General features: G+C 33.5%; 31 protein-coding genes. 14 read left to right on the forward strand and 17 right to left on the reverse strand.

Annotated features, from left to right (window positions below):
• Positions 1-10 precede the first annotated feature (10 nt).
• The 5 genes from ACFE3K_RS00350 to ACFE3K_RS00370 form a co-directional block, all read right to left on the reverse strand.
• A complete protein-coding gene (locus tag ACFE3K_RS00350; RefSeq protein WP_375358905.1) occupies positions 11-3,157 on the reverse strand; it encodes an autotransporter domain-containing protein in 3,147 nt (1,048 codons plus the stop codon).
• A 207-nt stretch (positions 3,158-3,364) separates the two neighbouring features.
• Positions 3,365-4,090 (reverse strand): IS6 family transposase, encoded by a 726-nt coding sequence (locus tag ACFE3K_RS00355; protein WP_375358906.1) that lies wholly within the window; start codon positions 4,088-4,090, stop codon positions 3,365-3,367.
• A complete protein-coding gene (locus ACFE3K_RS00360; protein ID WP_375358907.1) occupies positions 4,084-4,644 on the reverse strand; it encodes an IS630 family transposase in 561 nt (186 codons plus the stop codon). Before ACFE3K_RS00360 ends, ACFE3K_RS00355 begins: the two co-directional genes overlap by 7 nt.
• Positions 4,638-5,087 (reverse strand): helix-turn-helix domain-containing protein, encoded by a 450-nt coding sequence (locus ACFE3K_RS00365; RefSeq protein WP_375358908.1) that lies wholly within the window; start codon positions 5,085-5,087, stop codon positions 4,638-4,640. The genes ACFE3K_RS00360 and ACFE3K_RS00365 overlap by 7 nt, the downstream gene beginning before the upstream one ends.
• A 66-nt stretch (positions 5,088-5,153) precedes the next feature.
• Positions 5,154-5,294 (reverse strand): hypothetical protein, encoded by a 141-nt coding sequence (locus ACFE3K_RS00370; protein WP_375358909.1) that lies wholly within the window; start codon positions 5,292-5,294, stop codon positions 5,154-5,156.
• A gap of 111 nt (positions 5,295-5,405) precedes the next feature.
• Between ACFE3K_RS00370 and ACFE3K_RS00375 the strand changes: the two genes are divergently transcribed.
• On the forward strand, positions 5,406-5,507 hold the full coding sequence (locus ACFE3K_RS00375; RefSeq protein ID WP_375358741.1) for a hypothetical protein: 102 nt from the start codon (positions 5,406-5,408) through the stop codon (positions 5,505-5,507).
• The gene (locus ACFE3K_RS00380; protein ID WP_375358539.1) at positions 5,501-6,061 is read left to right on the forward strand and encodes an IS630 family transposase; all 561 of its coding nucleotides are present in this window, start codon (positions 5,501-5,503) and stop codon (positions 6,059-6,061) included. Before ACFE3K_RS00375 ends, ACFE3K_RS00380 begins: the two co-directional genes overlap by 7 nt.
• Here ACFE3K_RS00380 and bcp read toward each other — a convergent pair.
• The 3 genes from bcp to ACFE3K_RS00395 all read right to left on the reverse strand — a co-directional run bounded on the left by bcp (position 6,058) and on the right by ACFE3K_RS00395 (position 8,176).
• A complete protein-coding gene (gene bcp / locus ACFE3K_RS00385) occupies positions 6,058-6,555 on the reverse strand; it encodes a thioredoxin-dependent thiol peroxidase (RefSeq protein WP_375358910.1) in 498 nt (165 codons plus the stop codon). The genes ACFE3K_RS00380 and bcp overlap by 4 nt on opposite strands.
• Before the next feature lie 16 nt (positions 6,556-6,571).
• A complete protein-coding gene (locus ACFE3K_RS00390) occupies positions 6,572-7,270 on the reverse strand; it encodes an SURF1 family protein (RefSeq protein WP_375359531.1) in 699 nt (232 codons plus the stop codon).
• A gap of 87 nt (positions 7,271-7,357) precedes the next feature.
• Positions 7,358-8,176, reverse strand: a complete 819-nt coding sequence (locus ACFE3K_RS00395) for a glutamine synthetase (RefSeq protein ID WP_375359532.1) — start codon at positions 8,174-8,176, stop codon at positions 7,358-7,360.
• Between ACFE3K_RS00395 and pgeF the strand changes: the two genes are divergently transcribed.
• The 4 genes from pgeF (at position 8,177) to ACFE3K_RS00415 (ending at position 12,917) form a co-directional block, all read left to right on the forward strand.
• Positions 8,177-8,911 (forward strand): peptidoglycan editing factor PgeF, encoded by a 735-nt coding sequence (gene pgeF, locus ACFE3K_RS00400; RefSeq protein WP_375358911.1) that lies wholly within the window; start codon positions 8,177-8,179, stop codon positions 8,909-8,911.
• Between the two features lie 127 nt (positions 8,912-9,038).
• The gene (gene dnaN / locus ACFE3K_RS00405) at positions 9,039-10,202 is read left to right on the forward strand and encodes a DNA polymerase III subunit beta (RefSeq protein ID WP_375358912.1); all 1,164 of its coding nucleotides are present in this window, start codon (positions 9,039-9,041) and stop codon (positions 10,200-10,202) included.
• Positions 10,203-10,486: 284 nt separating this feature from the next.
• Positions 10,487-12,277, forward strand: coding sequence for a succinate dehydrogenase flavoprotein subunit (gene sdhA, locus ACFE3K_RS00410; RefSeq protein ID WP_375358913.1), 1,791 nt, complete (start codon positions 10,487-10,489; stop codon positions 12,275-12,277).
• A gap of 4 nt (positions 12,278-12,281) precedes the next feature.
• Complete coding sequence (locus ACFE3K_RS00415; protein WP_375358914.1) at positions 12,282-12,917, forward strand: histidine phosphotransferase family protein; 636 nt, start codon at positions 12,282-12,284, stop codon at positions 12,915-12,917.
• An 83-nt stretch (positions 12,918-13,000) separates the two neighbouring features.
• Here ACFE3K_RS00415 and ACFE3K_RS00420 read toward each other — a convergent pair whose 3' ends face one another.
• The 5 genes from ACFE3K_RS00420 to ACFE3K_RS00440 all read right to left on the reverse strand — a co-directional run bounded on the left by ACFE3K_RS00420 (position 13,001) and on the right by ACFE3K_RS00440 (position 16,228).
• A complete protein-coding gene (locus ACFE3K_RS00420; protein WP_375358915.1) occupies positions 13,001-13,222 on the reverse strand; it encodes a hypothetical protein in 222 nt (73 codons plus the stop codon).
• Between the two features lie 23 nt (positions 13,223-13,245).
• Positions 13,246-13,374, reverse strand: coding sequence for a hypothetical protein (locus ACFE3K_RS00425; RefSeq protein WP_375358916.1), 129 nt, complete (start codon positions 13,372-13,374; stop codon positions 13,246-13,248).
• Between the two features lie 81 nt (positions 13,375-13,455).
• On the reverse strand, positions 13,456-14,166 hold the full coding sequence (locus ACFE3K_RS00430) for an IS6 family transposase (RefSeq protein WP_375358917.1): 711 nt from the start codon (positions 14,164-14,166) through the stop codon (positions 13,456-13,458).
• Between the two features lie 133 nt (positions 14,167-14,299).
• Complete coding sequence (locus tag ACFE3K_RS00435; protein WP_375358918.1) at positions 14,300-14,839, reverse strand: biotin/lipoyl-binding protein; 540 nt, start codon at positions 14,837-14,839, stop codon at positions 14,300-14,302.
• 582 nt (positions 14,840-15,421) lie between these two features.
• Entirely contained in the window at positions 15,422-16,228 is an 807-nt protein-coding gene (locus ACFE3K_RS00440; protein WP_375358919.1) for a glycosyltransferase family 2 protein, read from the reverse strand.
• Between the two features lie 114 nt (positions 16,229-16,342).
• Here ACFE3K_RS00440 and ACFE3K_RS00445 point away from each other — a divergent pair, with 114 nt between their 5' ends.
• Positions 16,343-16,573 carry a hypothetical protein gene (locus ACFE3K_RS00445; protein ID WP_375358920.1) on the forward strand — a complete coding sequence of 77 codons (231 nt, stop codon included), beginning with the start codon at positions 16,343-16,345 and terminating at the stop codon, positions 16,571-16,573.
• Here ACFE3K_RS00445 and ACFE3K_RS00450 read toward each other — a convergent pair.
• Positions 16,539-16,670 (reverse strand): hypothetical protein, encoded by a 132-nt coding sequence (locus tag ACFE3K_RS00450; protein ID WP_375358921.1) that lies wholly within the window; start codon positions 16,668-16,670, stop codon positions 16,539-16,541. The genes ACFE3K_RS00445 and ACFE3K_RS00450 overlap by 35 nt on opposite strands.
• A 229-nt stretch (positions 16,671-16,899) precedes the next feature.
• On the opposite strand from ACFE3K_RS00450, the gene ACFE3K_RS00455 reads away from it, so the two are divergent.
• Positions 16,900-17,349: a helix-turn-helix domain-containing protein gene (locus ACFE3K_RS00455; protein WP_375358519.1), complete on the forward strand. Its 450-nt coding sequence runs from the start codon at positions 16,900-16,902 to the stop codon at positions 17,347-17,349.
• Positions 17,343-17,543 carry a hypothetical protein gene (locus ACFE3K_RS00460; protein WP_375358922.1) on the forward strand — a complete coding sequence of 67 codons (201 nt, stop codon included), beginning with the start codon at positions 17,343-17,345 and terminating at the stop codon, positions 17,541-17,543. Before ACFE3K_RS00455 ends, ACFE3K_RS00460 begins: the two co-directional genes overlap by 7 nt.
• On the opposite strand, the gene ACFE3K_RS00465 is transcribed toward ACFE3K_RS00460, so the two are convergent.
• Positions 17,491-18,153: an IS630 family transposase gene (locus tag ACFE3K_RS00465; protein ID WP_375358923.1), complete on the reverse strand. Its 663-nt coding sequence runs from the start codon at positions 18,151-18,153 to the stop codon at positions 17,491-17,493. The genes ACFE3K_RS00460 and ACFE3K_RS00465 overlap by 53 nt on opposite strands.
• On the reverse strand, positions 18,062-18,562 hold the full coding sequence (locus ACFE3K_RS00470; protein WP_375358543.1) for a helix-turn-helix domain-containing protein: 501 nt from the start codon (positions 18,560-18,562) through the stop codon (positions 18,062-18,064). Before ACFE3K_RS00470 ends, ACFE3K_RS00465 begins: the two co-directional genes overlap by 92 nt.
• 77 nt (positions 18,563-18,639) lie before the next feature.
• On the opposite strand from ACFE3K_RS00470, the gene ACFE3K_RS00475 reads away from it, so the two are divergent.
• From ACFE3K_RS00475 to ACFE3K_RS00485, 3 genes are all read left to right on the forward strand, one after another.
• On the forward strand, positions 18,640-19,038 hold the full coding sequence (locus tag ACFE3K_RS00475) for a transposase (protein WP_375359533.1): 399 nt from the start codon (positions 18,640-18,642) through the stop codon (positions 19,036-19,038).
• On the forward strand, positions 19,032-19,637 hold the full coding sequence (locus tag ACFE3K_RS00480) for an IS6 family transposase (RefSeq protein WP_375358924.1): 606 nt from the start codon (positions 19,032-19,034) through the stop codon (positions 19,635-19,637). Before ACFE3K_RS00475 ends, ACFE3K_RS00480 begins: the two co-directional genes overlap by 7 nt.
• 290 nt (positions 19,638-19,927) lie before the next feature.
• The gene (locus tag ACFE3K_RS00485; protein WP_375358925.1) at positions 19,928-21,550 is read left to right on the forward strand and encodes a hypothetical protein; all 1,623 of its coding nucleotides are present in this window, start codon (positions 19,928-19,930) and stop codon (positions 21,548-21,550) included.
• Positions 21,551-21,683: 133 nt separating this feature from the next.
• On the opposite strand, the gene ACFE3K_RS00490 is transcribed toward ACFE3K_RS00485, so the two are convergent.
• On the reverse strand, positions 21,684-22,577 hold the full coding sequence (locus ACFE3K_RS00490; protein ID WP_375358926.1) for a hypothetical protein: 894 nt from the start codon (positions 22,575-22,577) through the stop codon (positions 21,684-21,686).
• A 234-nt stretch (positions 22,578-22,811) separates the two neighbouring features.
• On the opposite strand from ACFE3K_RS00490, the gene ACFE3K_RS00495 reads away from it, so the two are divergent.
• Both ACFE3K_RS00495 and lipB read left to right on the forward strand, forming a co-directional pair.
• The gene (locus ACFE3K_RS00495) at positions 22,812-23,522 is read left to right on the forward strand and encodes an IS6 family transposase (protein ID WP_375358927.1); all 711 of its coding nucleotides are present in this window, start codon (positions 22,812-22,814) and stop codon (positions 23,520-23,522) included.
• A gap of 96 nt (positions 23,523-23,618) precedes the next feature.
• Positions 23,619-24,242: a lipoyl(octanoyl) transferase LipB gene (gene lipB, locus ACFE3K_RS00500; protein ID WP_375358928.1), complete on the forward strand. Its 624-nt coding sequence runs from the start codon at positions 23,619-23,621 to the stop codon at positions 24,240-24,242.
• The last annotated feature ends 116 nt before the right edge of the window (positions 24,243-24,358 follow it).

A 24,358-nucleotide genomic window follows, 5' to 3' on the forward strand; every position in this document is an offset into this window, starting at 1 on the left:
GCAACTTGTATTAAAATTTCACTGATCCATTAACATAGAAAGAGTGGGTAGTAAAACTTTTCTTTAAACTATAATCGTAACCAGCACCTAATTCAAGTTCTGATACAGATTGCATGTTTATACAACCTCCTAAAGTGTACATAACATTCTTTGGAGATGGTCTTAGAGATTTTGTGATAGCTGCTGTTTGAGTATGGTGTTCTATGCTAGTAAAATTAATGATGTCAGTTGAATTATTTAGTAGAACAGTCTGTTCTAGTTTAAAGTATACCTTAGGAATAATTGAAATATTTCTTACTAAAATGCGTTTACTGAAATCAATTCCAGTTTCAAATGATACTCTTTTTCCTTTCCTAGTTGGTACATTAATATTAAAATCTTTCCTATATTCTGTAAAATTTTTGATTAGAAAACGATCAAATATTATTCCTACCATTGGCTTGAACAAAAATTTATCTAAATCAACTTTATAGTGAGTTTCAAGCTTCGCACGTCCTACATAACCGTTAGTCTTGCTCTTAATTGATATAGTATCTCTTTTCCCTAGATTTTTAATAAAGGCTTTACCATATTTAAGATAAGAACTCAGATACATATTTTGTGATAATGTATATTTGCTGTAAACTGCAGCTACATGTAAAATAATATTTTGCTTGTCATTAAAGATGCCTTGAAATTTAGTATATGAATTTGCATTAGCATATGCGATTCCTATAATAAGTTCATCAAGAGGCTGTGCATCAAAACCTAGAACGAAGCCTTGCTGATTATTTTTAAAGGGTAAAGTATTTCCTTTTTGTTTGCTAGTAGAGTTCATAACTTGAATCCACCCTCCTTTTTTAATATAATAATCATTATCCCCTGCCGCTACCATATTTACCGTATTATGTTTTAATAGATTATTTCGAGTACTTAAAGCGTTTGAAGTTAAATCCAAGAAATCAAATTCTATATATGTAGTATATTTTGCTATATTTTGTTCGATATCAAAATTAATAGGTGAGATATAAGATTCTTTTTCAGCTAATATTGTAGTTTCTGCAGAAATTTGGGGTTCAGCTGCAGTTGCAATAGGTTGAACATCAGATATAAGCTGTTCATCTGCAGGATGTTCAGGCTCAGGAAGTTGCTCATTAGCTATAAGATGTTCATCCTTCTGAGGTTGATCATTAGCTACAAGACGTTTATCTGCAGGATGTTCAGGCTCAGGAAGTTGCTCATTAGCTATAAGATGTTCATCCTTCTGAGGTTGATCATTAGCTACAAGAGGTTTATCTGCATCATGTTCAGCCTCTTGGGCTTGATCATTAGTTACTATTGGTACATCCTCTTCTTTAAACAATTTTTCTAACCCAAGATTATCTTCATCAAATATCTCATGTTCATCCTTCTGAGGTTGATCATTAGGTATAAGATGCTGCTCATTAGCTACAGGAGGTTGAACTGCAGTAGGATGATTTTCTACATGGACTACATTTGCAGAAGGTTGAGGTACAGCCTCAAGAGGTTGAACATTAACTACAAGATGTTTATCTGCATGATGTTCTTCCTCAGGAAGTTGCTCATTAGCTACTATTGGCACAGCTTCTTCTTTAAACAATTCTTCTAACCCAAGATTGTCTTTATCAAATATTTCATTTTGAATAACATCTGCATTATCATGTACAGCTATACTCCTTTTCTGCCTTTTAGTTTTGTAAGGTTTCGGTGGATTCTCATCTTCATGTAGTTCTAAGTTGTTTTTGCTTACCCCTTGTTTGTTGTCCCCATTCTCCAAATCATTTAAGTATATAGTTTCTACAGAATGCTGAAGGTTATAGTCAATTGATGAGAATTTGGTAACATCGTCTTCGATCACTCGCCTATTATCTATAGGCTTCGCTCCATCATTCCTGCTATCAAATTCTTCTGAATTGACTATAGTTACTGGAGGTGTGGTTTTTGCAAGAGACTGAGATTCAGCTACTATTGACATAGGTATATAAGGTGATTTTACTGACATCAAACTATTAGAAGCTTGAGGTTGTGCTTTTATAATAGAAATAATGCATGCTGCCACATTCTTAAATTTTTTCTTTGGTAAAGTAGGTAATGAATTATTAGCCTCTTTACAATCTAACTTAGATTCAAAGTATTGTTTTGTTTCTTCTAACTTGCGGATTTTATCTTCTTTTATATTGATAGCACTTGATAGTTTGTCGTAATGATCTTTTTCTTGGTTGAGTATTGACTCTTGCTGTTCTATGTTACTAATATCCTGTGCCAAATCTTCTAACTTTTGATTTACTTCCTTAAGATTAATATAGAGAGTTTCTTTTGTGTTATCATCGTACCTTAGGTCTTGTGGAGATATGTCTATTTTTTTTAAAATTTTAACTATACTTGAATGATCTGAAACATTGTCTTCGTAAATACTTTCGGGGTTTGTGTTTACTACGTTATATTCGCTCCCTCCTTGTTTGTTATTCTCATTCTTCAAATATACAGCATCTTGATATGAGGTTTCTTCTAATTCTTTTTTTATTTTTAATAAAGATTCTTCCTTTTCTACCAAAGCCTTTTGTTCAGAGTCTGATTGAGCTTTATCATATTCTTTAGAATTTCTCTTTATTAGTTGCTTTATTGCGGTGAAACCTTTCTCCTTTATACCTTTCCGTCTTTCGTTATTTGATATTTTTTCTTCGATCATTTCTTTCTTGACACTATAGTTTCTATGTAAATCAAGTAATGTTAAATAATTTGTTTCTAGTAACTTAAGTGTTCCTAGATAATAATTGTTTTGTGAACCAAATTCTTTTTTCAACTCATTGTCATAATCCCCAAATCTGTCTATTATTTGTGAATTACGTGTTTGCTCTAGTCTTTTCAACTCATCACGAGCTTCATCAATAAGTTGCCAAGTTGTTCCTATTTCATTTTCAAAGTATTCTCTATTAATAGTTGGGTTTGGATGATGTAAATCTATTTGCTCATTTCTTAGTCCTTCTGCCAAAACATTAGATGTACCAAACCCTTGTAATAAAAAAAACAGAATAAACAAAAAAAGAAAAATTATGCGCTTTGTTACTAAATATCTAATAGATATATATCTAATAGATATATATCTATTAAATCTATTAATAAGAAAATTATTTTGTAACTTGTTAAATAAAACCATTTTATTACCTATTAGTTAATTTATTTACTAAAGATTAATTAATGTTAATGCAATTGTCATAGAGAGGGAAAGTAAAAACTGTATTTATAATTTTATTTTTAAAGAAAGATTTACTAATATGTGATAAAAATCACGATTACAGATTAAGTATATTGGGCACCGTCAAGTTAAGTAAAATAGTATCAAAAAGAGCTATATTTTTAGATTTCAGGCAGCAAGAAGTCTTTGAGTGGCTTCGTCCCAAATGGATTTAGCTGATGCAAATGCAATTCTTTGCTCAATTGCTGTTTTACTATATCTTCCAACATTTACGGCAAATATATTTCTGACTTTTCCCATCAGTGATAATTTACAGTGGGCTGAATTAGGATGCTTAAATTTAATTAATATCTTCTCGTTGCGCCTAGTTGGTTGATGAGCATTCTCAACACGATTATTTAGTCTTTTATGAGTGCGATGCTCAGTTTTAGGGCACATAAGCTTAATCGGCTTAATGTAACTTCTGAGCTTATCAGTAACAATTACTCTTGGAGCTGGATAATGACCCAATAATTTTGATAAAAAACGAATAGCTGATTTTTTGTTACGACGCTTCTGCAGTAATACTTCTAATTCATGCCCCTCAGAGTCAACAGCTCTCCATAATATCAATACCTCGCCTTTAATCTTAATATTCATCTCATCTAAATGCCATTTATCAGTTGGTTTCCTCTCTCGCTTTCTGATAACATCTTGAAAATAAACCGCAAATTTATTGCACCAAAATCTTACTGTCTCATGACTTAAAATAATACCTCGATAGGCCATCTGTTCTTGTACATCTCTGTAACTATTATTGAATCGATGATATAACCATACTGCATGGCTAATAATGATTACTGGAAAACGATGTCTCTTTGGGGATTGAATAATACCAATTGCAATAATTAACACGGTGTATTTATCCAATCTCTATACATAATTGATTTTACTAAATCTACATTATGAGCAAGTTGATTCCAAGCGTAACAAGCCATAGTAACGATATCTTCATATACACCATAACATTGGTTAGACAAGAAATGATTTTTAATCCATTCCCAAACTTGTTCCATTGCATTAAGTTCCGGTGCATAGGGCGGAAGCGGTATCAAAGTGATATTGCTTGGCACAGTTAGTTTTTTGGCTGTGTGCCAACCTGCATTATCCGTTAGTAAAGCTATATGTCGGTTGCCTTGAATACTGCGAGAAAGCTCTTCTAAGAATTTATTCATTGCCTGTGTGTTTGCATATGGTAAAATTAATGCAAAAGCTTCTCCTGTCTCATGGCAAGCAGCTCCGTAAATATATGTTGAAATAAATTGCTGTTGCCGAACTTTACGGGGTCTAGTGCCACGCTTAGCCCATATACGAGTTAAGCTACCTTGTTGCCCAACTCTAGTTTCATCCTGAGACCATATATCAACTTTACATCTATCGATATTTTTTGCTAATAATTTTGTTAACATGTCTGGAAAGTTTTTTTATATCTATTTTGAGTCTCTTGATTTGATTTTGGATGCATTGAACGAGAAGTAATCCAGCTAAAACCAAGGCGGTGCATAGTATTGTAGACTGTTTTTAAAGCACATGTAGCACCATATTCCTCAAGTAACATGATATGTAGCTCTTTTCCAGTTATATACCCACCAGTTTTACTTTCACTGAGCGTATTGATTTTATCAAAAATAGCAGACTCTTGTATACTGTTAATCTTCCTAGGGGCACCGCTTCTTTGTGATTCAAATAATCCTTCAAAACCATGATTCCTAAATCTTCTGAGCGATGATTGCACAGTTTTCCAGTGTGACTTCACTATTTCAGATATGGCTTTAAAAGATTTGCCTAATTGAAGGTGATACATCGCCAATAAACGTATACGATTTCGACCATGCGGCTCATGTTTCATCATTTTTATAAAATCATGACCTTCAAAACCTTGCGGTAATATTAACCTAGGTATTTGAGTACCTATTTATCAGTTAAAAACCCATTTTATAACACCGTGTTCATTATTGCAATTAGTATAACTATTATTGAATCGATGATATAACCATACTGCACGGCTAATAATGCTTACTGGAAAACGATGTCTCTTTAGGGATTGAATAATACACATAGCACTGAAATTTAGGTAACAATTGTCACTGATAATCTATAAATTATTCCCTACATTTGCTCAATACTTAATTTACATTTCTCTTAACTTGACGGTGCCGTCTACAATACTATGCACCGCCTTGGTTTTAGCTGGATTACTTCTCGTTCAATGCATCCAAAATCAAATCAAGAGACTCAAAATAGATATAAAAAAACTTTCCAGACATGTTAACAAAATTATTACCAAAAAATATCGATAGATGTAAAGTTGATATATGGTCTCAGGATGAAACTAGAGTTGGGCAACAAGGTATCTTAACTCGTATATGGGCTAAGCGTGGCACTAGACCCCGTAAAGTTCGGCAACAGCAATTTATTTCAACATATATTTACGGAGCTGCTTGCCATGAGACAGGAGAAGCTTGTGCATTAATTTTACCATATGCAAACACACAGGCAATGAATAAATTCTTAGAAGAGCTTTCTCGCAGTATTCAAGGCAACCGACATATAGCTTTACTAACGGATAATGCAGGTTGGCACACAGCCAAAAAACTAACTGTGCCAAGCAATATCACTTTGATACCGCTTCCGCCCTATGCACCGGAACTTAATGCAATGGAACAAGTTTGGGAATGGATTAAAAATCATTTCTTGTCTAACCAATGTTATGGTGTATATGAAGATATCGTTACTATGGCTTGTTACGCTTGGAATCAACTTGCTCATAATGTAGATTTAGTAAAATCAATTATGTATAGAGATTGGATAAATACACCGTGTTAATTATTGTAATTGGTATTATGCAGTAAGTCTATTATTTTCCGTACCTGATTTAATACGTCTTCAGCATGTCCAGCCACTTGTACTTTTGACCAAATGTAAGCTATCTTGCCTTTTTTATCTATTAAGAAAGTAGCTCTATTAACTCCCATATATTTTTTACCAAACATTGATTTTTCTACCCAAACTCCATATTTTTCACAAGTATCGGAATTAGAATCTGATGCAAGATCAAAATCCAAACAATATTTTTTCTTGAATTTATCATGAGAATTTAAATCGTCCTTTGATACACCAATAATGACAGCATTCATTTTTTCAAATTCTAGTTTTAATTTATTAAAGTCACCGGCTTCGATAGTACAACCTGGTGTATCATCTTTAGGATAAAAATATAATACAACAACCTTTCCTGCTAAATCTAACAAATTAACTGTACTATTATTATCTATTGGCATAGTAAAATTTGGTGCAATATCACCTATTTTTAATGTCATAACTACTCCTTTATATTTATTTTATTTCTTTTTTAGACAAATTATAAATTACAAAAATTACTGCTAACGAGATCGCTAATGCAAACCAAGTTATGGCATATTCTAAATGATCATTTCTGACATTCAGCAAATTTTCAATCGACAAACTTTTAAGAATATCAGATCGATTGTTATTACCCTCCATAACTAAATAAAAATCTTCTAATTTTAAGCCAAGAACATCAGAGGCTTGAGTTAAATCCAAGGTAAACCAAACATTATTTTTAACATCATTATCCAGTACAAACAGCTTTGTTCTTTCACCGGGAAGAATTACACCTGTGATTTCCATAGAGTTATCTATTATATTATCAATGTTTTTTTTATGCCTCCCAGCAAACCACCCTAGTACAACCAAGATTATCTTGTTATCATCAGTTTGAAATGGGGTAACTAAATAATAACCATCTTTTTCAGTGGACATTGATCTGCGCCCATAAAGATGTAAATTCTTACCCACTAGAAAATAGCCGTTTGCCCTTATTTTAGCATATAATTTATTTCCACTAAGTGCTTTTATATTAATTGGCGGATTATTAAGATTATTTTTCATTGAACTTAAAAACAGTTCTTTTTCCTGTAATCTAGCAATTTGCCAAAACCCAAGTGATAAGAGAATTACAAATGCTAATATAGTAAGTAATAAAGGTAATAATTGAACTTGGCACTTACTAATTTTTAAAGTATTTTTTTTTAAAGTTTGTAACACTATAATTGCTTCATTATTTCTAGTAGTGATTCTAGAGTAGCTAGTTCTCTTTGTCTATTGAGTATATATAAAAAACTCCAAATTAAATAGCTCTAATGCTTCTGTTAATGATTTGGGGAATGACACTAAATTATATTGTTGATCAAAAGCATTGCCATATATTTTGTTGATATTATTTATTTTATCAGGAAATTTTAGACCTAGAAATATAGAGTTTAAAATAGTAAAAATTGCCAAATAAGGATCAGTGAGTGGATTTGCTATTCTATGTTCTAGTCTTTTAGCAGAGAGGTCAGGGATGCGCAGTGCAACAGTTCTATTATTATTACCAAAAGATACATTAGTTGGTGCCATAAAATTCTTATCCAAACGAAGATAATCATCTTCATTTGGCATGAATATCAAGAAAGTGTCAAGCATATAATGACAGATACTTTGAGCCATTAGATCAATATTAAGTATACAATTCTCCAAATCATTTGGGAATATAAAATTTACATGAAAATGCATACTACTACCATAATCGCTTGCAAATGGTTTGGCAGAAAAATTTACATTACCCCGTAATTTTTCTGCAATAATTTGTATTTTAGACTTAGTGCTACTAATTTTTTCTATATACTCAATTATGTTAGTGGAAGGCGGCAAATCTACCTCAAATTGATTAGCTCCTTTTTCTTTCTTAACTGCTATTCCAAGTAGAGTCTGAAATTCGAGTGGATCAATATTTTTGCTTAAATAAAATTCTATTTCCACTCCGATGCAAGCTATTAGCGAGTAGTCTGTTCGAAATTTTTTAATGATTTTTTGTAAAGCATTGTTCTTTTGCAAATGATCTGATAGTGTATGGATAAATTGCTGTAGGGTGGTCATGTGGATGAGTTTATAAAGAATAAAGTTTATTATAAAATTTTTGATGGAAGCTTCAAGCAATCTAGTCATATTTATAGTAAAAAAAATAAGTTGGGTGATTCTAGGATATTAGAAAGTGTCGAGAATAATCGGCGAACAGTAGTTAAACATTATGATGCCGAGAATATTGTTATCCTACAGCAAGTTCATGGTAACGAAGTTATTGATGCTGATAGTGATATTGAGACTGATCCCGAAGCTGATGGGACAGTTACTACCAAAAAAAATCTAGTACTAATAGTACAAACTGCTGATTGCGTTCCTATTCTACTTAGTAGCGAAGATGGTAAGGTTATAGGGGCAGCTCATTGTGGTTGGCGTGGAGCTAAAGCTGGTATCACTAATAATTTGGTAAAACTAATGCATGAGAAAGGAGCAAAAAATATTAAAACTATTATTTGCCCTAGTATTCAACAATACTCTTATGAGGTAGACCAAGAATTTTACGATAATTTTATAAAGCAACGGGCTAAGAACTCAAAGTTTTTTAGTAGCTCTTTGAGAACAAAGCATTATATGTTCGATTTACCAGCTTATGTAGAACTTCAACTGCAAGAAGCTGGTATTAAAGATATAACAAGGATGCTAGAAGATACATATACTAACCCTGAGAAATATCAAAGTTATCGACGTTCCTGTCATACGGGAGAATTATATAACCGTACCATATTATCCACCATTGTAATTAAAGGATAAATAACACTAGATGAGAATCAACTGCATGGGAAACATATTTGTATTTATTTGTTAGATAGTATATAATATGTATACTTCTCATACTTCAAGAGTAAGTTTGCACTGAGGTTAATTATGGATAAATAATATGAATAATAATAACTTAAAAACAATAGTTGAAACAAAAACATTAACTCATGCTTTGGCTTTTGCCAATTCTGTGGTAGAAAAACGTAACGTAATTGCTGAGCTTAGTCATGTTAAATTATCATCTAAGGATGGTAAGCTAGAGCTAATAACTACTAACATGGAAATATATTTAAGCCAAAAAGTAGCAGCTCAAGTAATAAGTGAAGGCGAAATAATGGTATCTACTAAAACATTAAATGACATAATAAGAAAGATATCTGATAATGATGTAACACTTAGTGTCTCAAATGAAACAGATCAACTTGAAATTCTAGGAAAGCATTGTGCTTTTAACCTACTAACCCTACATGCTAACCAGTTCCCTGCGTTAGATGATATTAATGTTGAAGCTACTTTAAAAATATCTTGTAGTGATTTTGTTAAAATGATCGACGGTACTTTGTTTTCGGTATCCGTTGATGAAACTCGTTATAATCTTAATGGTGTTTATTTCTACGTAAAAGATGAAGAATGTTGTATGGCTAGCACCGATGGGCATAGATTATCAGTGTCAGTAGTAAAAATAGCCAATAATGCTAGCGAATTTGGAGTTATTTTACCTAAAAAGACTCTCGAGGAAATTGTCAAGATATTGAAAGACCCTAAGAATATTCAGCTGGAGACTGAAATTTTTCTAAGTGTTAATAGGATTAAATTTGTTTGTAATGATATTATAATGGTATCAAAACTAATTGATGGAACTTTTCCGGACTATCAAGCTTTTATCCCAGTAGAGAACAACTATAAACTTACTATTAATACCAAGTTGCTAGCTGATGCTATAGATAGAGTAGCGACAATAACTATAGACAAATTTCAAGCAATAAAATTGATTTTATCAAAAGACTTGCTTGAAATTACCGCTTCTGGAGAAACAAGAGGTGTGGCTAAAGAATGTATACCATGTTCTCTAGATGAAAGTAATTTATGCATTTTTGATCATGAAGATACTCTGTCTATAGGTTTTAATCCTAAATATCTTACTGATGCACTAAGTGCTGTGTTAAGTGCTACTAAAGCAAACCAAGTTGAGCTATACTTTTTAAATGCATCATCACCAATGTTATTGAAAACCCTTCAGAATCCTAAAGATGTTTTTGTGATTATGCCAGTTAAGGTTTAATATTTACCTGAATTCGATGTATAACTAACACGAAAAGGTTTTAGCAAAAACCGTCATTGCGAGGAGGCAATGAAATCGCCGACGTGGCAATCTTGTGAAGAAGAGCTTAAATTACCTCGAGGTCGCCTAATAAAGGTAGATATTATTTCATGAGATTGGCCGTGTCGCCGCTTTCAGCGACCCCTTGCTAATAGACGATCAGCAGCCATTTTAATAGTAGTTATATAAAAAATGTGGGGTACTATGAACAAAAGGATTATTACAAACAAAAGGAATTTATATAAATGTCTAAATCTTATAATATTATCCACCATGAATTTGATGTAGTGGTAGTTGGAGCAGGTGGGGCTGGTCTTAGGGCTACTTTTGGTATGGCGAAAGAGGGCTTAAATACTGCTTGCATTAGTAAGGTTTTCCCAACTAGGAGTCATACTGTGGCTGCCCAAGGGGGCATTAGTGCTTCTCTTGGTAATATGGGGCAAGATGATTGGCGTTGGCATATGTACGATACAGTAAAAGGCTCGGATTGGTTGGGTGATCAAGACGCAATTGAGTATATGTGTAAACATGCAACTGCAGCAGTGCTAGAGCTTGAGCATTATGGAGTACCTTTTTCTCGAACAGAAGAAGGCAAAATTTATCAACGCCCCTTTGGTGGCATGACAACAAATTATGGTAAGGGACAAGCAGCTCAAAGGACTTGTGCTGCAGCAGATCGTACTGGTCATGCAATATTACATACTTTATATCAACAGGCTTTAAAAAATAAAGCCCAGTTTTTTATCGAATATTTTGCCCTTGATTTATTAATGAATAATGGAGAATGTGTAGGGGTAGTTGCTTGGAATCTTGATGACGGAACAATTCACTGTTTCCATGCTCACTTAGTGGTATTAGCTACTGGCGGGTATGGTAGAGCTTATTTTTCTGCAACAAGTGCTCATACTTGTACTGGTGATGGAGGTGGCATGGCGGCAAGAAGTTCTATTGCCTTGCAAGATATGGAATTTGTCCAATTCCACCCAACTGGTATATATGGAGCTGGTTGCTTAATTACCGAAGGTGCTAGAGGAGAAGGGGGGTATTTAGTAAATTCTAATGGAGAGCGATTTATGGAACGATATTCTCCCGCTGCTAAGGATCTTGCTTCAAGAGATGTAGTATCAAGAGCTATTACCATGGAAATCAGAGATGGTAGGGGGGTAGGGGAGCATAAAGATCATGTATTCTTACATTTAGATCATTTACCGCCGGAAATTCTTCACGAACGTTTACCCGGTATTTCAGAGACGGCTAAAATTTTTGCTGGTATTGATGTAACTCTTCAGCCAATACCTGTATTACCAACAGTGCATTATAATATGGGGGGAATACCAACAAATTACCATGGTCAAGTGATTGATAAAGGTCAGGATAATCATAATAAGATTATTCCTGGGTTAATGTCAATCGGTGAAGCTGCTTGCGTTTCAGTACATGGGGCCAATCGGTTAGGATCAAACTCTCTGCTTGATTTAGTAGTATTTGGTAGAGCCGCAGCACAAAAAGCTGCTGAAATTGTTAAAGTAGGGCAAAAGCATAAAAGTTTGCCGGAGTCTATATTGGATAAAATAATTAGCAGATTTGATGGTATACGTCATGCTAAAGGGGGCCTACCAGTAGCTGACTTAAGACTTAAAATGCAAAAAAGCATGCAAAATCATGCAGCGGTATTTAGAATTCAAGAGGTTCTAGATGAAGGAATAGAAATGATTGACCAGGCACGAAAGGAATATGCTGATATTCAGGTTAATGATAGATCATTAGTATGGAATAGCGATTTGGTTGAAGCATTAGAACTGTCTAATTTATTAGACCAAGCGGTGATTACTATGCACTCTGCCGCCAATAGAAAAGAAAGTAGGGGGGCTCATTCTAGGGAAGATTATTTAGAGCGTAACGACGAGGAGTGGATGAAACATACACTAGCTTGGATTGATGAGCAAGGTAAGGTGAAGTTAGATTACAAACCTGTAACTCTTACAACTTTGACAGATGAAGTAGATAGCATTCCGCCAGCTAAACGAGTTTATTAAGAATATGCTAAATTCACTAAAATTATGCCAAGCTTTAAATGAAAAAATATGTCATGATTTTGCAGGATCAATAGGTGTTATAGATAATGCTATTGGGTTAATAAAAACTATAGAGTATCAAGAGAAAGCTACTAAACTGGTTCAGGATAGTATAAATAGATTCATGAGCTATTTACAGTTTCATCGTTATGTATACTCTCTACCTTCTGAGGGGAACAAAATTGCTATTGCAGAAATTAATAGATTAAGTACTGATTTTTTAAAATCAAAAAATCATAATATTGAACTAGTATTCACAAGGTTAATCAGCACAAATATCGATGACAATATAGCTCAGATTATTATGTGTTTAATTGTTGCGGCATCTAGCAATATATACAGAGATGCTGTTATTAAGATTGAACTAGAGATACAAAATGACAATTTTATTGGTATAAAAATTGTAGTAACATCTCCAAACCTCAGGCTTGATCAGGATAGAGCAGGTATTTTGCTTGGAAACAGAACTATTGATGATGTAAGTATCGAAAACGTTCATGAATATTACACTTACTACTTAATTACGGAATATGGTTATAAATTAGCTATTACTCCATCAACCGATTCAGTGGAGTATATACTCGTTGGAAATCTCTATTAGCAATTGCATAGATAGAACCAATGTTAAGATAGTTGCGATGAGCTGCCACTTAATATAAAGTTCCAACGATTGAACCTTAATATTTAATTGTTCTTGACCCACAAATCCATGTTATATTGTTTGCAATATTCAAACATATCAACTGTGTTAGGATGGTGTATGCCAAATTCCTTAATTTGTGGCTTGCCAAAAAATTTATAATTATATAAATCTTTGCTTTTACAGGCAGCTTTTGCTCCATGATTATACAAATAACTCATTTGGGCAACATTTTGACTTCTATCTCCATATAAATAATGATACATAACAAAAGCTTTGTTATAAGATTCTATGGCACCGTCAAGTTAAGTAATACCAATTGCAATAATGAACACGGTGTATTTATCCAATCTCTATACATAATTGATTTTACTAAATCTACATTATGAGCAAGTTGATTCCAAGCGTAACAAGCCATAGTAACGATATCTTCATATACACCATAAGGCCACCGTCAAGTTAAGTAAAATAGTATCAAAAAGAGCTATATTTTGAGATTTCAGGCAGCAAGAAGTCTTTGAGTGGCTTCGTCCAAAATGGATTTAGCTGATGCAAATGCAATTCTTTGCTCAATTGCTGTTTTACTATATCTTCCAACATTTACGGCAAATATATTTCTGACTTTTCCCATCAGTGATAATTTACAGTGGGCTGAATTAGGATGCTTAAATTTAATTAATATCTTCTCGTTGCGCCTAGTTGGTTGATGAGCATTCTCAACACGATTATTTAGTCTTTTATGAGTGCGATGCTCAGTTTTAGGGCACATAAGCTTAATCGGCTTAATGTAACTTCTGAGCTTATCAGTAACAATTACTCTTGGAGCTGGATAATGACCCAATAATTTTGATAAAAAACGAATAGCTGATTTTTTATTACGACGCTTCTGCAGTAATACTTCTAATTCATGCCCCTCAGAGTCAACAGCTCTCCATAATATCAATACCTCGCCTTTAATCTTAATATTCATCTTATCTAAATGCCATTTATCAGTTGGTTTCCTCTCTCGCTTTCTGATAACATCTTGAAAATAAACCGTAAATTTATTGCACCAAAATCTTACTGTCTCATGACTTAAAATAATACCTCGATAGGCCATCTGTTCTTGTACATCTCTGTAACTATTATTGAATCGATGATATAACCATACTGCATGGCTAATAATGCTTACTGGAAAACGATGTCTCTTTGGGGATTGAATAATACACATAGCACTGAAATTTAGGTAACAATTGTCACTGATAATCTATAAATTATTCCCTACATTTGCTCAATACTTAATTTACATTTCTCTTAACTTGACGGTGCCATTTGAGTACCTATTTATCAGTTAAAAACCCATTTTATAACACCGTGTTCATTATTGCAATTAGTATAACAAGCTCTCCAACATTAACAAGTTTTCGTTCAACAATTCCACTTAATGGGGCAACAACATAATGATTGGTTTTTTCATCAAGTAATGTATAATATTTTTGTTTAGCATCAAGGTATTCTATGTTATAGTTCACATACTCTGTATATCTAATGAGGTTCTTATCCAATAACTGCTTCATCGCATTAGCTTTTTTCTCTTTAAGACGATACTCTTCATTTGCTAGTTCAATCAGATAGTCAATTTGCGTGGTATCTAATACCGCTAAAATATCACCTTTTTTAACATAGCTACCTATAGGTAAGTCAAGTTCTTTAATTCTTCCTGTTGTATTGACTTTAACTGCATGTGTTTCATAGGCTAAGGTTTTGCCTGTTGTAACCAATATATCATTTGTCTCCTCTGAATATTGAGCCTTAACCACTTCAACAGGAATTACGACAGCTTGATTGTCTACTTGCTGTGTTGGGGCTTGTCTACTGACTACTTGTTTGATAGAAACTATCACTACAACAATTGCTACTGCAACAAATAATAGTCCATATATAGTATCTTCGACTTATTAATATCTTCCCTAGGGTCATTTGAATTTTACCATATTTCTGATTAGATTGCTAACCTCTTCTTTAATCTATTCATTTTCAACTTCGATTATACTAAAATCATTTAACAAAAGAACCGTGACAAACGGTTTTATTGTTTTCTAGTCACACGTACAGTAAAATTTTATTTTGTGCAAGTAATTATTTTAAAATTTTTTAATTTTATTTACAGAAAGTGGTAGTGTAGCTAACATGTAAATGTTTTAACTATAACTAGTGTATAGCCTTATATACATTATAGCCAATATAGAAATGTTTGAGTCATAGTAATAGAATTGATGTGTCCCCCTGCAAAACAAGGGTCTACAATCTATAAATATCCCCTCAGAACATTGCTTTTCTGCACCGAGGCTGGTATGACATCGATAGAAGCTAAATCTATATTTATACCACCCACTGGTAACGACTTTTAAACTGCCCTGTACTTATGTCTATATGCTGAGCTTACTACTAAACTCCTTACAAAAATTGTAGGCTATTGATGTAATCTACGCTTCTATGTTGCTATCGTCTTTTTTATTATTTAACAGCTCTCTTGCTTTAGCAAATCTTATAAACCGTGCAAAAGCAAAAATCATAGAATCAACAAAACCATCAAAACCAAATACCCAATATCGTCTTATAAAAAATGATTTTAAAAAATAAAAAATACTTTCTGTAGCAATTCTTGTTTTTGATGGATTCCTACCTAATTTAACTAAATCTTTTGCTTGCTCAGAGGAATAAAAATTTGCTTTAGCTACTAGTTGCTCAATTGACGTGCCAGACCTATGATAAATTATACCATTTAAATCGTAGATTTTGTTTTGTGAATTAATATTTGGATTAAACAACACCGAATCATGAGTAGTAGTGTTATTATTAGAAAAACTACTATATTTACGATTATATAATCTGATACATTTATTATAAGGAGCAAAACGACGAACCTTCTGATCATTACGGTGCAATATAACAATTTTAGTACGGTAAGCTAAATAATTAGCTTGATTATTTGAAGCAAATATCAACTCTATTTCATCTTGTAATGCTTTTGATAGTTCTTCATCAGCATCAATATTTAATATCCAGTCATTCTGACATAAATTTTCGCCAAAAGTCTTTTGTTTAACATAACCATTCCATTCGTTAAAAATCACTTTGATTCCTAAATTTCTAGCAATTTGTACTGTATCATCAGTACTACCACTATCAACAACAATAAGCTCCTCGACAATGTCCTTAACACTGTTGATAGCTCTTGCAATCCTAGTAGCTTCATTTTTTGTGATAATAAAGGCTGAAATCTTTAGCATATCCTTCTCAACTAGGTTCTGTTAACAAAAATTATAGTTAGGCAAGAGGAATAAAAAGTTGCCATAGTAAGAAGAAATGGTAGTTTCTAGTTATCAAAAAAAGGAACTACCAATATGAAGTATTACATAGAAGAACAAGCATGGGAAGTAATTTTATCATTTTTTAATGAAAGAAATGGTATACACAACAAGCATGAAGAAAAAATGAGACATTTTATTGAAGCAATAGGTGGTTTCAGTACTAAAATTCATGCCCTTGTTGATGCCCTTGGTAATCCATTAAAGTTTATACTAATACCAATTGCAATAATTAACACGGTGTATTTATCCAATCTCTATACATAATTGATTTTACTAAATCTACAGGCACCGTCAAGTTAAGAGAAATGTAAATTAAGTATTGAGCAAATGTAGGGAATAATTTATAGATTATCAGTAACAATTGTTACCTAAATTTCAGTGCTATGTGTATTATTCAATCCCCAAAGAGACATCGTTTTCCAGTAATCATTATTAGCCATGCAGTATGGTTATATCATCGATTCAATAATAGTTATACCAATTGCAATAATTAACGCAGTGGTCTAAGATGGGTTTTTAACTGATAAATAGGTACTCAAATAGCTAGGTTAATATTACCGCAAGGTTTTGAAGGTCATGATTTTATAAAAATGATGAAACATGAGCCGCATGGTCGAAATCGTATACGTTTATTGGCGATGTATCACCTTCAATTAGGCAAATCTTTTAAAGCCATATCTGAAATAGTGAAGTCGCACTGGAAAACTGTGCAATCATGGCTCAGAAGATTTAGGAATCATGGTTTTGAAGGATTATTTGAATCACAAAGAAGCGGTGCCCCTAGGAAGATTAACAGTATACAAGAGTCTGCTATTTTTGATAAAATTAATACGCTCAGTGAAAGTAAAACTGGTGGGTATATAACTGGAAAGGAGCTACATATCATGTTAGTTGAGGAATATGGTGCTAAATGTGCTTTAAAAACAGTCTACAATACTATGCACCGCCTTGGTTTTAGCTGGATTACTTCTCGTTCAATGCATCCAAAATCAAATCAAGAGACTCAAAATAGATATAAAAAAACTTTCCAGACATGTTAACAAAATTATTAGCAAAAAATATTGATAGATGTAAAGTTGATATATGGTCTCAGGATGAAACTAGAGTTGGGCAACAAGGTAGCTTAACTCGTATATGGGCTAAGCGTGGCACTAGACCCCGTAAAGTTCGGCAACAGCAATTTATACCAATTGTAATAATGAACACGGTGTATTTATCCAATCTCTATACATAATTGATTTTACTAAATCTACATTATGAGCAAGTTGATTCCAAGCGTAACAAGCCATAGTAACGATATCTTCATATACACCATAACATTGGTTAGACAAGAAATGATTTTTAATCCATTCCCAAACTTGTTCCATTGCATTAAGTTCCGGTGCATAGGGCGGAAGCGGTATCAAAGTGATATTGCTTGGCACAGTTAGTTTTTTGGCTGTGTGCCAACCTGCATTATCCGTTAGTAAAGCTATATGTCGGTTGCCTTGAATACTGCGAGAAAGCTCTTCTAAGAATTTATTCATTGCCTGTGTGTTTGCATATGGTAAAATTAATGCACAAGCTTCTCCTGTCTCATGGCAAGCAGCTCCGTAAATATATGTTGAAATAAATTGCTGTTGCCGAACTTTACGGGGTCTAGTGCCACGCTTAGCCCATATACGAGTTAAGCTACCTTGTTGCCCAACTCTAGTTTCATCCTGAGACCATATATCAACTTTACATCTATCGATATTTTTGCTAATAATTTTGTTAACATGTCTGGAAAGTTTTTTTATATCTATTTTGAGTCTCTTGATTTGATTTTGGATGCATTGAACGAGAAGTAATCCAGCTAAAACCAAGGCGGTGCATAGTATTGTAGACTGTTTTTAAAGCACATTTAGCACCATATTCCTCAACTAACATGATATGTAGCTCCTTTCCAGTTATATACCCACCAGTTTTACTTTCACTGAGCGTATTGATTTTATCAAAAATAGCAGACTCTTGTATACTGTTAATCTTCCTAGGGGCACCGCTTCTTTGTGATTCAAATAATCCTTCAAAACCATGATTCCTAAATCTTCTGAGCGATGATTGCACGGTTTTCCAGTGTGACTTCACTATTTCAGATATGGCTTTAAAAGATTTGCCTAATTGAAGGTGATACATCGCCAATAAACGTATACGATTTCGACCATGCGGCTCATGTTTCATCATTTTTATAAAATCATGACCATGAAAACCTTGTGGTAATATTAACCTAGCCATTTGAGTACCTTTTATCAGTTAAAAACCCATCTTAGACCACTGCGTTAATTATTGCAATTGGTATTATTTCAACATATATTTACGGAGCTGCTTGCCATGAGACAGGAGAAGCTTGTGCATTAATTTTACCATATGCAAATACACAGGCAATGAATAAATTCTTAGAAGAGCTTTCTCGCAGTATTCAAGGCAACCGACATATGGCTTTACTAATGGATAATGCAGGTTGGCACACAGCCAAAAAACTAACTGTGCCAAGCAATATCACTTTGATACCGCTTCCGCCCTATGCACCGGAACTTAATGCAATGGAACAAGTTTGGGAATGGATTAAAAATCATTTCTTGTCTAACCAATGTTATGGTGTATATGAAGATATCGTTACTATGGCTTGTTACGCTTGGAATCAACTTGCTCATAATGTAGATTTAGTAAAATCAATTATGTATAGAGATTGGATAAATACACCGTGTTAATTATTGCAATTGGCATTATTTTAAGTCATGAGACAGTAAGATTTTGGTGCAATAAATTTGCGGTTTATTTTCAAGATGTTATCAGAAAGCGAGAGAGGAAACCAACTGATAAATGGCATTTAGATGAGATGAATATTAAGATTAAAGGCGAGGTATTGATATTATGGAGAGCTGTTGACTCTGAGGGGCATGAATTAGAAGTATTACTGCAGAAGCGTCGTAATAAAAAATCAGCTATTCGTTTTTTATCAAAATTATTGGGTCATTATCCAGCTCCAAGAGTAATTGTTACTGATAAGCTCAGAAGTTACATTAAGCCGATTAAGCTTATGTGCCCTAAAACTGAGCATCGCACTCATAAAAGACTAAATAATCGTGTTGAGAATGCTCATCAACCAACTAGGCGCAACGAGAAGATATTAATTAAATTTAAGCATCCTAATTCAGCCCACTGTAAATTATCACTGATGGGAAAAGTCAGAAATATATTTGCCGTAAATGTTGGAAGATATAGTAAAACAGCAATTGAGCAAAGAATTGCATTTGCATCAGCTAAATCCATTTTGGACGAAGCCACTCAAAGACTTCTTGCTGCCTGAAATCTCAAAATATAGCTCTTTTTGATACTATTTTACTTAACTTGACGGTGCCCTTTAATATGGTTACGTTAAAATTTTTGTCAACAGAACCTAGGTTTGTGGTAGAATTGCTACTAGAATATATAGCAATCATTATAGCAATCATTGCTGACTAATTTTATTTTTTATTAAATTAGTCTTTAACCTTGTATAATTTGCTGTTAGACTCTCTTTTAAGATTAAATATGATAGGAGTCTATACCAATAGGTTATATTAATAAATATAATTGTTATTCCTAACCAGCTACATTATGACAGATGACAAAAAAGAACCTACGCCGTTTGAAAACCTTGAAAGTTCTGAGATAGGTAGTACTACAATTGTGCCTAAAGAGATAGAAATAGCTAATACGTTAGACAATCAAACAGTGCAACCCAAGCAAAGAAAAGCAGAGCTTTCCAAAAGCTTTGATGATATGGAGCTTGAACGTGAAAATAAGTTAAAACGTACTCTCTCTCAAAAATCTGTAAAAAGTAAAGATGATTTACATATAATTGAGCAAGAGAAAAGTGAAAGATTAAAATCGGTTAAAACAAATGAAGTTAAAATTTCAGATGAATTTGCAAAATCTTTAGAACAGGAAAATACAGAACCAAAGACAGAATCAAAATTTAAGAGACTTTTAAATAAAATTAAAGCTGCTTGGGATTGGACAAAGAGTACGAGGCTTTTCAAAGGTATAGAGTGGCTGTTAGATACAAAATTGGCGAAGGTGCTATTTGGTAGTGCTATAGGTCGTACTGTTACAATTGCACTTGCAGTAGTAACACTAGCCGGGGTTTTCCCTCCAGTAGCCTTGACCGCGGCTGCAATAGCATTAGCTGGAGTAACTAGCGAAATAGTAGCTGATGTTATCAAAACAAGAAGACTCCGTAAACTTGCACAAGAAAATGACCTATTGATGCAAAATCGAGGGGACATAGACAAGCAACAATACTTACTACTACTCGATCCCAAATTAGCCAAGACATTGGAAAAGAAATTACATGTCCCAAATAACCATGTTCCAAATGGCAAAGATAAACATTACCACTATGTAGATCCCAAAGTAGAAATGGTATTTAGTGCAAGCAAATTCATAGTTGATAATCTTCAAAATGCCACTAATTTAGCGTCTAACATAACTGCTGCTACTAGTGGGAATCCTGTTAAGATTCTTACAGCACTAAAAAGTGGTACACTTTCAGCTATTTCTATGATTGGCTCAGGTGTAACTGAAAAGGACTCAGCTAACCTTACTACAGCATTTAAAATCAATATTAATGATGAACTCCGTAAGGATGATGTTGCCTATTATAGGAATTTACGAGAACTACGTGAGATCGCCCAAAAACAACATATCCAAACTGCAGCTTTAGCTGAATTAATGCAAGATAAGGATTATTTTAAGTTAACCGATGAGCAAAAACAAAATATATTTGATATATATCAACAAGCTTTAACTGAACTGATGTTTGACAAAAATTATAACAAGTTAACCGATGAGCAAAAACGAGCTACACTTCATACAACAGTCAATAAGTTTGAAGAAAAACCTAATGAAAAAGCAACTGAACCTGAAACTAAAGAAAAGAACAAAAGTAATAATATACTGACAGCAGCTGCAAAAGGTACACTAAGCCTTTTAAAAGATCTAGGTAGGACACATAATCCTTTTTATAAACAACCTAAGGTAATAAGGGATTATAGCCCATTAACAAAAGCTATGGAGGCTGCTAAAAAATCTGCTAAAGAGATCGTAACACCTGAGGTTATAGCACAGTTACGAAAAAGTAAATCTGCACCAAATTTATTACAAGAAGAAAGCTTTCTTCATCGGAAAAAACTGCAGAGAAGTAATTCTATAGAGAACCATAATCAACATTCTATGTGACTTACCTATACTCTTCTGATTTGAGTATACCATTACTATTACCCACATCTTTGAACTCATGGGACGTCATCCTGAATTTATTTCAGGATGACGTCAATAGCTTCAAAGTTTATGGCTTTTAAAAAGATGTAAGTTACCTACCACCCCTATCGTTCTTATTTACTGGTGGTTTTACTGCAGGAGTAGGAGGTGAAGTAATAGATGAAGTACTAGAACGCAAAGGTTTATGAGTATCATGCCCTGCTAAATTACGCCTTAGTCTTTTTGCCCTAGATACTTCTCTACTTGTTTTTTGTTCTTCTTTTAATAATTTTGCTTTCTTTTGTGCCTGTATTACTGGTGCTAATATTTCTTGTTTTCTCTGCCTGAACTCCTGTAGTTCTTGTTTAGGAGATGGAGTATCTTGATTTTGTGAATTATTCAAGAGTTCTTTAACAATATCAACAACCTTATCTATAATCTTTGCAAACCAGCTTTTTTCCGGCTTTATATCATCCAAAATAGCGTTTTCCTTTGGAACATCGTATCGTCTATTATTATTGTTAATTTCCGGTGGCTTAGATGGTTTCTGCTCCTGTACCCTACGAGAATTAGCTGCTAAATTATTATTCCTTGGGCGTGGGGCTACTTTACCTATTGGTTTTGTTGACTGAAGTATTTTTTTCTCATCTTCTTTTAATTTTTTCAGTGTTTCTCGCAAATCGTCTACAGTTGGAATTGGACCTTCCACAGTTGGAGTCGGATCTTTTTTTAATTTATTAAGTCTAGCTTCTATTTCTCGATCTTTTCGTTTACCTAATTCAGCAGATTTATTATCTAAATTAACTTCAGACTGCATTTCTTCCATCAACTTATCTACTTCCGAAGACGGAACAGAACCACCCGTTCTATCTAATGAGTCATTAATCATATCTGTCACCATCTCGGATTCCAACAATTTCTTATCTAACTCGCCAAGTGTTTTCTCAAATTTTTCATTAATATTTTGTATTTTCTTACTCAAATTATTAGATTTTTTCTTGGACATAGTAACTAACCCGCTATTTAAATACATGAATTATTATAGTTTATTCTATTAGATACTACTAAATGATTTTATCAAATGTATATTTTTTAAGATATTTGCTTGTAAGATTGTTACTTTTGTTATATAAGTTATATGGGCACCGTCAAGTTAAGAGAAATGTAAATTAAGTATTGAGCAAATGTAGGGAATAATTTATAGATTATCAGTGACAATTGTTCCCTAAATTTCAGTGCTATGTGTATTATTCAATCCCCAAAGAGACATCGTTTTCCAGTAATCATTATTAGCCATGCAGTATGGTTATATCATCGATTCAATAATAGTTACAGAGATGTACAAGAACAGATGGCCTATCGAGGTATTATTTTAAGTCATGAGACAGTAAGATTTTGGTGCAATAAATTTGCGGTTTATTTTCAAGATGTTATCAGAAAGCGAGAGAGGAAACCAACGGATAAATGGCATTTAGATGAGATGAATATTAAGATTAAAGGCGAGGTATTTATATTATGGAGAGCTGTTGACTCTGAGGGGCATGAATTAGAAGTATTACTGCAGAAGCGTCGTAATGAAAAATCAGCTATTCGTTTTTTATCAAAATTATTGGGTCATTATCCAGCTCCAAGAGTAATTGTTACTGATAAGCTCAGAAGTTACATTAAGCCGATTAAGCTTATGTGCCCTAAAACTGAGCATCGCACTCATAAAAGACTAAATAATCGTGTTGAGAATGCTCATCAACCAACTAGGCGCAACGAGAAGATATTAATTAAATTTAAGCATCCTAATTCAGCCCACTGTAAATTATCACTGATGGGAAAAGTCAGAAATATATTTGCCGTAAATGTTGGAAGATATAGTAAAACAGCAATTGAGCAAAGAATTGCATTTGCATCAGCTAAATCCATTTTGGACGAAGCCACTCAAAGACTTCTTGCTGCCTGAAATCTAAAAATATAGCTCTTTTTGATACTATTTTACTTAACTTTTGACGGTGCCACTTCATGTACTGCTTGCGTTCGCTCACCCTTGGTTAATATTATGGTTCAATTTGTTACCTTATCAGGCTTTTCAGAATATGAAGACACAGTAAAGTTGATGGAAGATAAGGTTACAAGTTTAATCAATAAATCTTCACAAGAGATTGTTTATTTAGTTGAATATAAGGATATTTATACCGCAGGTACTAGTTTTAAGGCAAATGAATTATTAAATCCTAGAGATATACCGGTAATTTATACTGGTAGGGGGGGGAAGTTTACCTACCACGGTAGCGGACAAAGAGTAATATACCCCATTCTTGATTTAGCCTCAGAACTAAGGCAAAAGGATTTAAAACTATATATTAAACTATTAGAAGAATGGATTATAAATAGCCTTTTATATTTTGGGATTAAAGCTTTTACTATAAGTGGTATAGTGGGAATATGGGTAAAAGAAAACGGTGTACCCGCCAAGATTGCATCAATAGGTATTAGAGTTAGAAAATGGGTTACATATCATGGTATTGCTGTAAATATTTCAACAAATCTTGATATGTTCTCCGGAATTATTGCTTGTGGTTTGAGAGATATGCCTGTAACCTCGTTAAAGAAACTTGGTGTTGATATAACGTTAGATCAGTTTGATGAAGTTATTAAGGATAAAGTCTTTGAGGTCTTTTAAAATATTCAGTATATACTCGGTGAACTTCAAGAATTGGCGTTGTCGTGTCTAAAGATCTCCGCTGCTCACGTACTAATGTACGCTCCGCTGCTCGACTTTGCCACTCCTAGCTCTTC

The organism is Candidatus Tisiphia endosymbiont of Neophilaenus lineatus, from assembly GCF_964264975.1.
Lineage (GTDB): Bacteria > Pseudomonadota > Alphaproteobacteria > Rickettsiales > Rickettsiaceae > Tisiphia.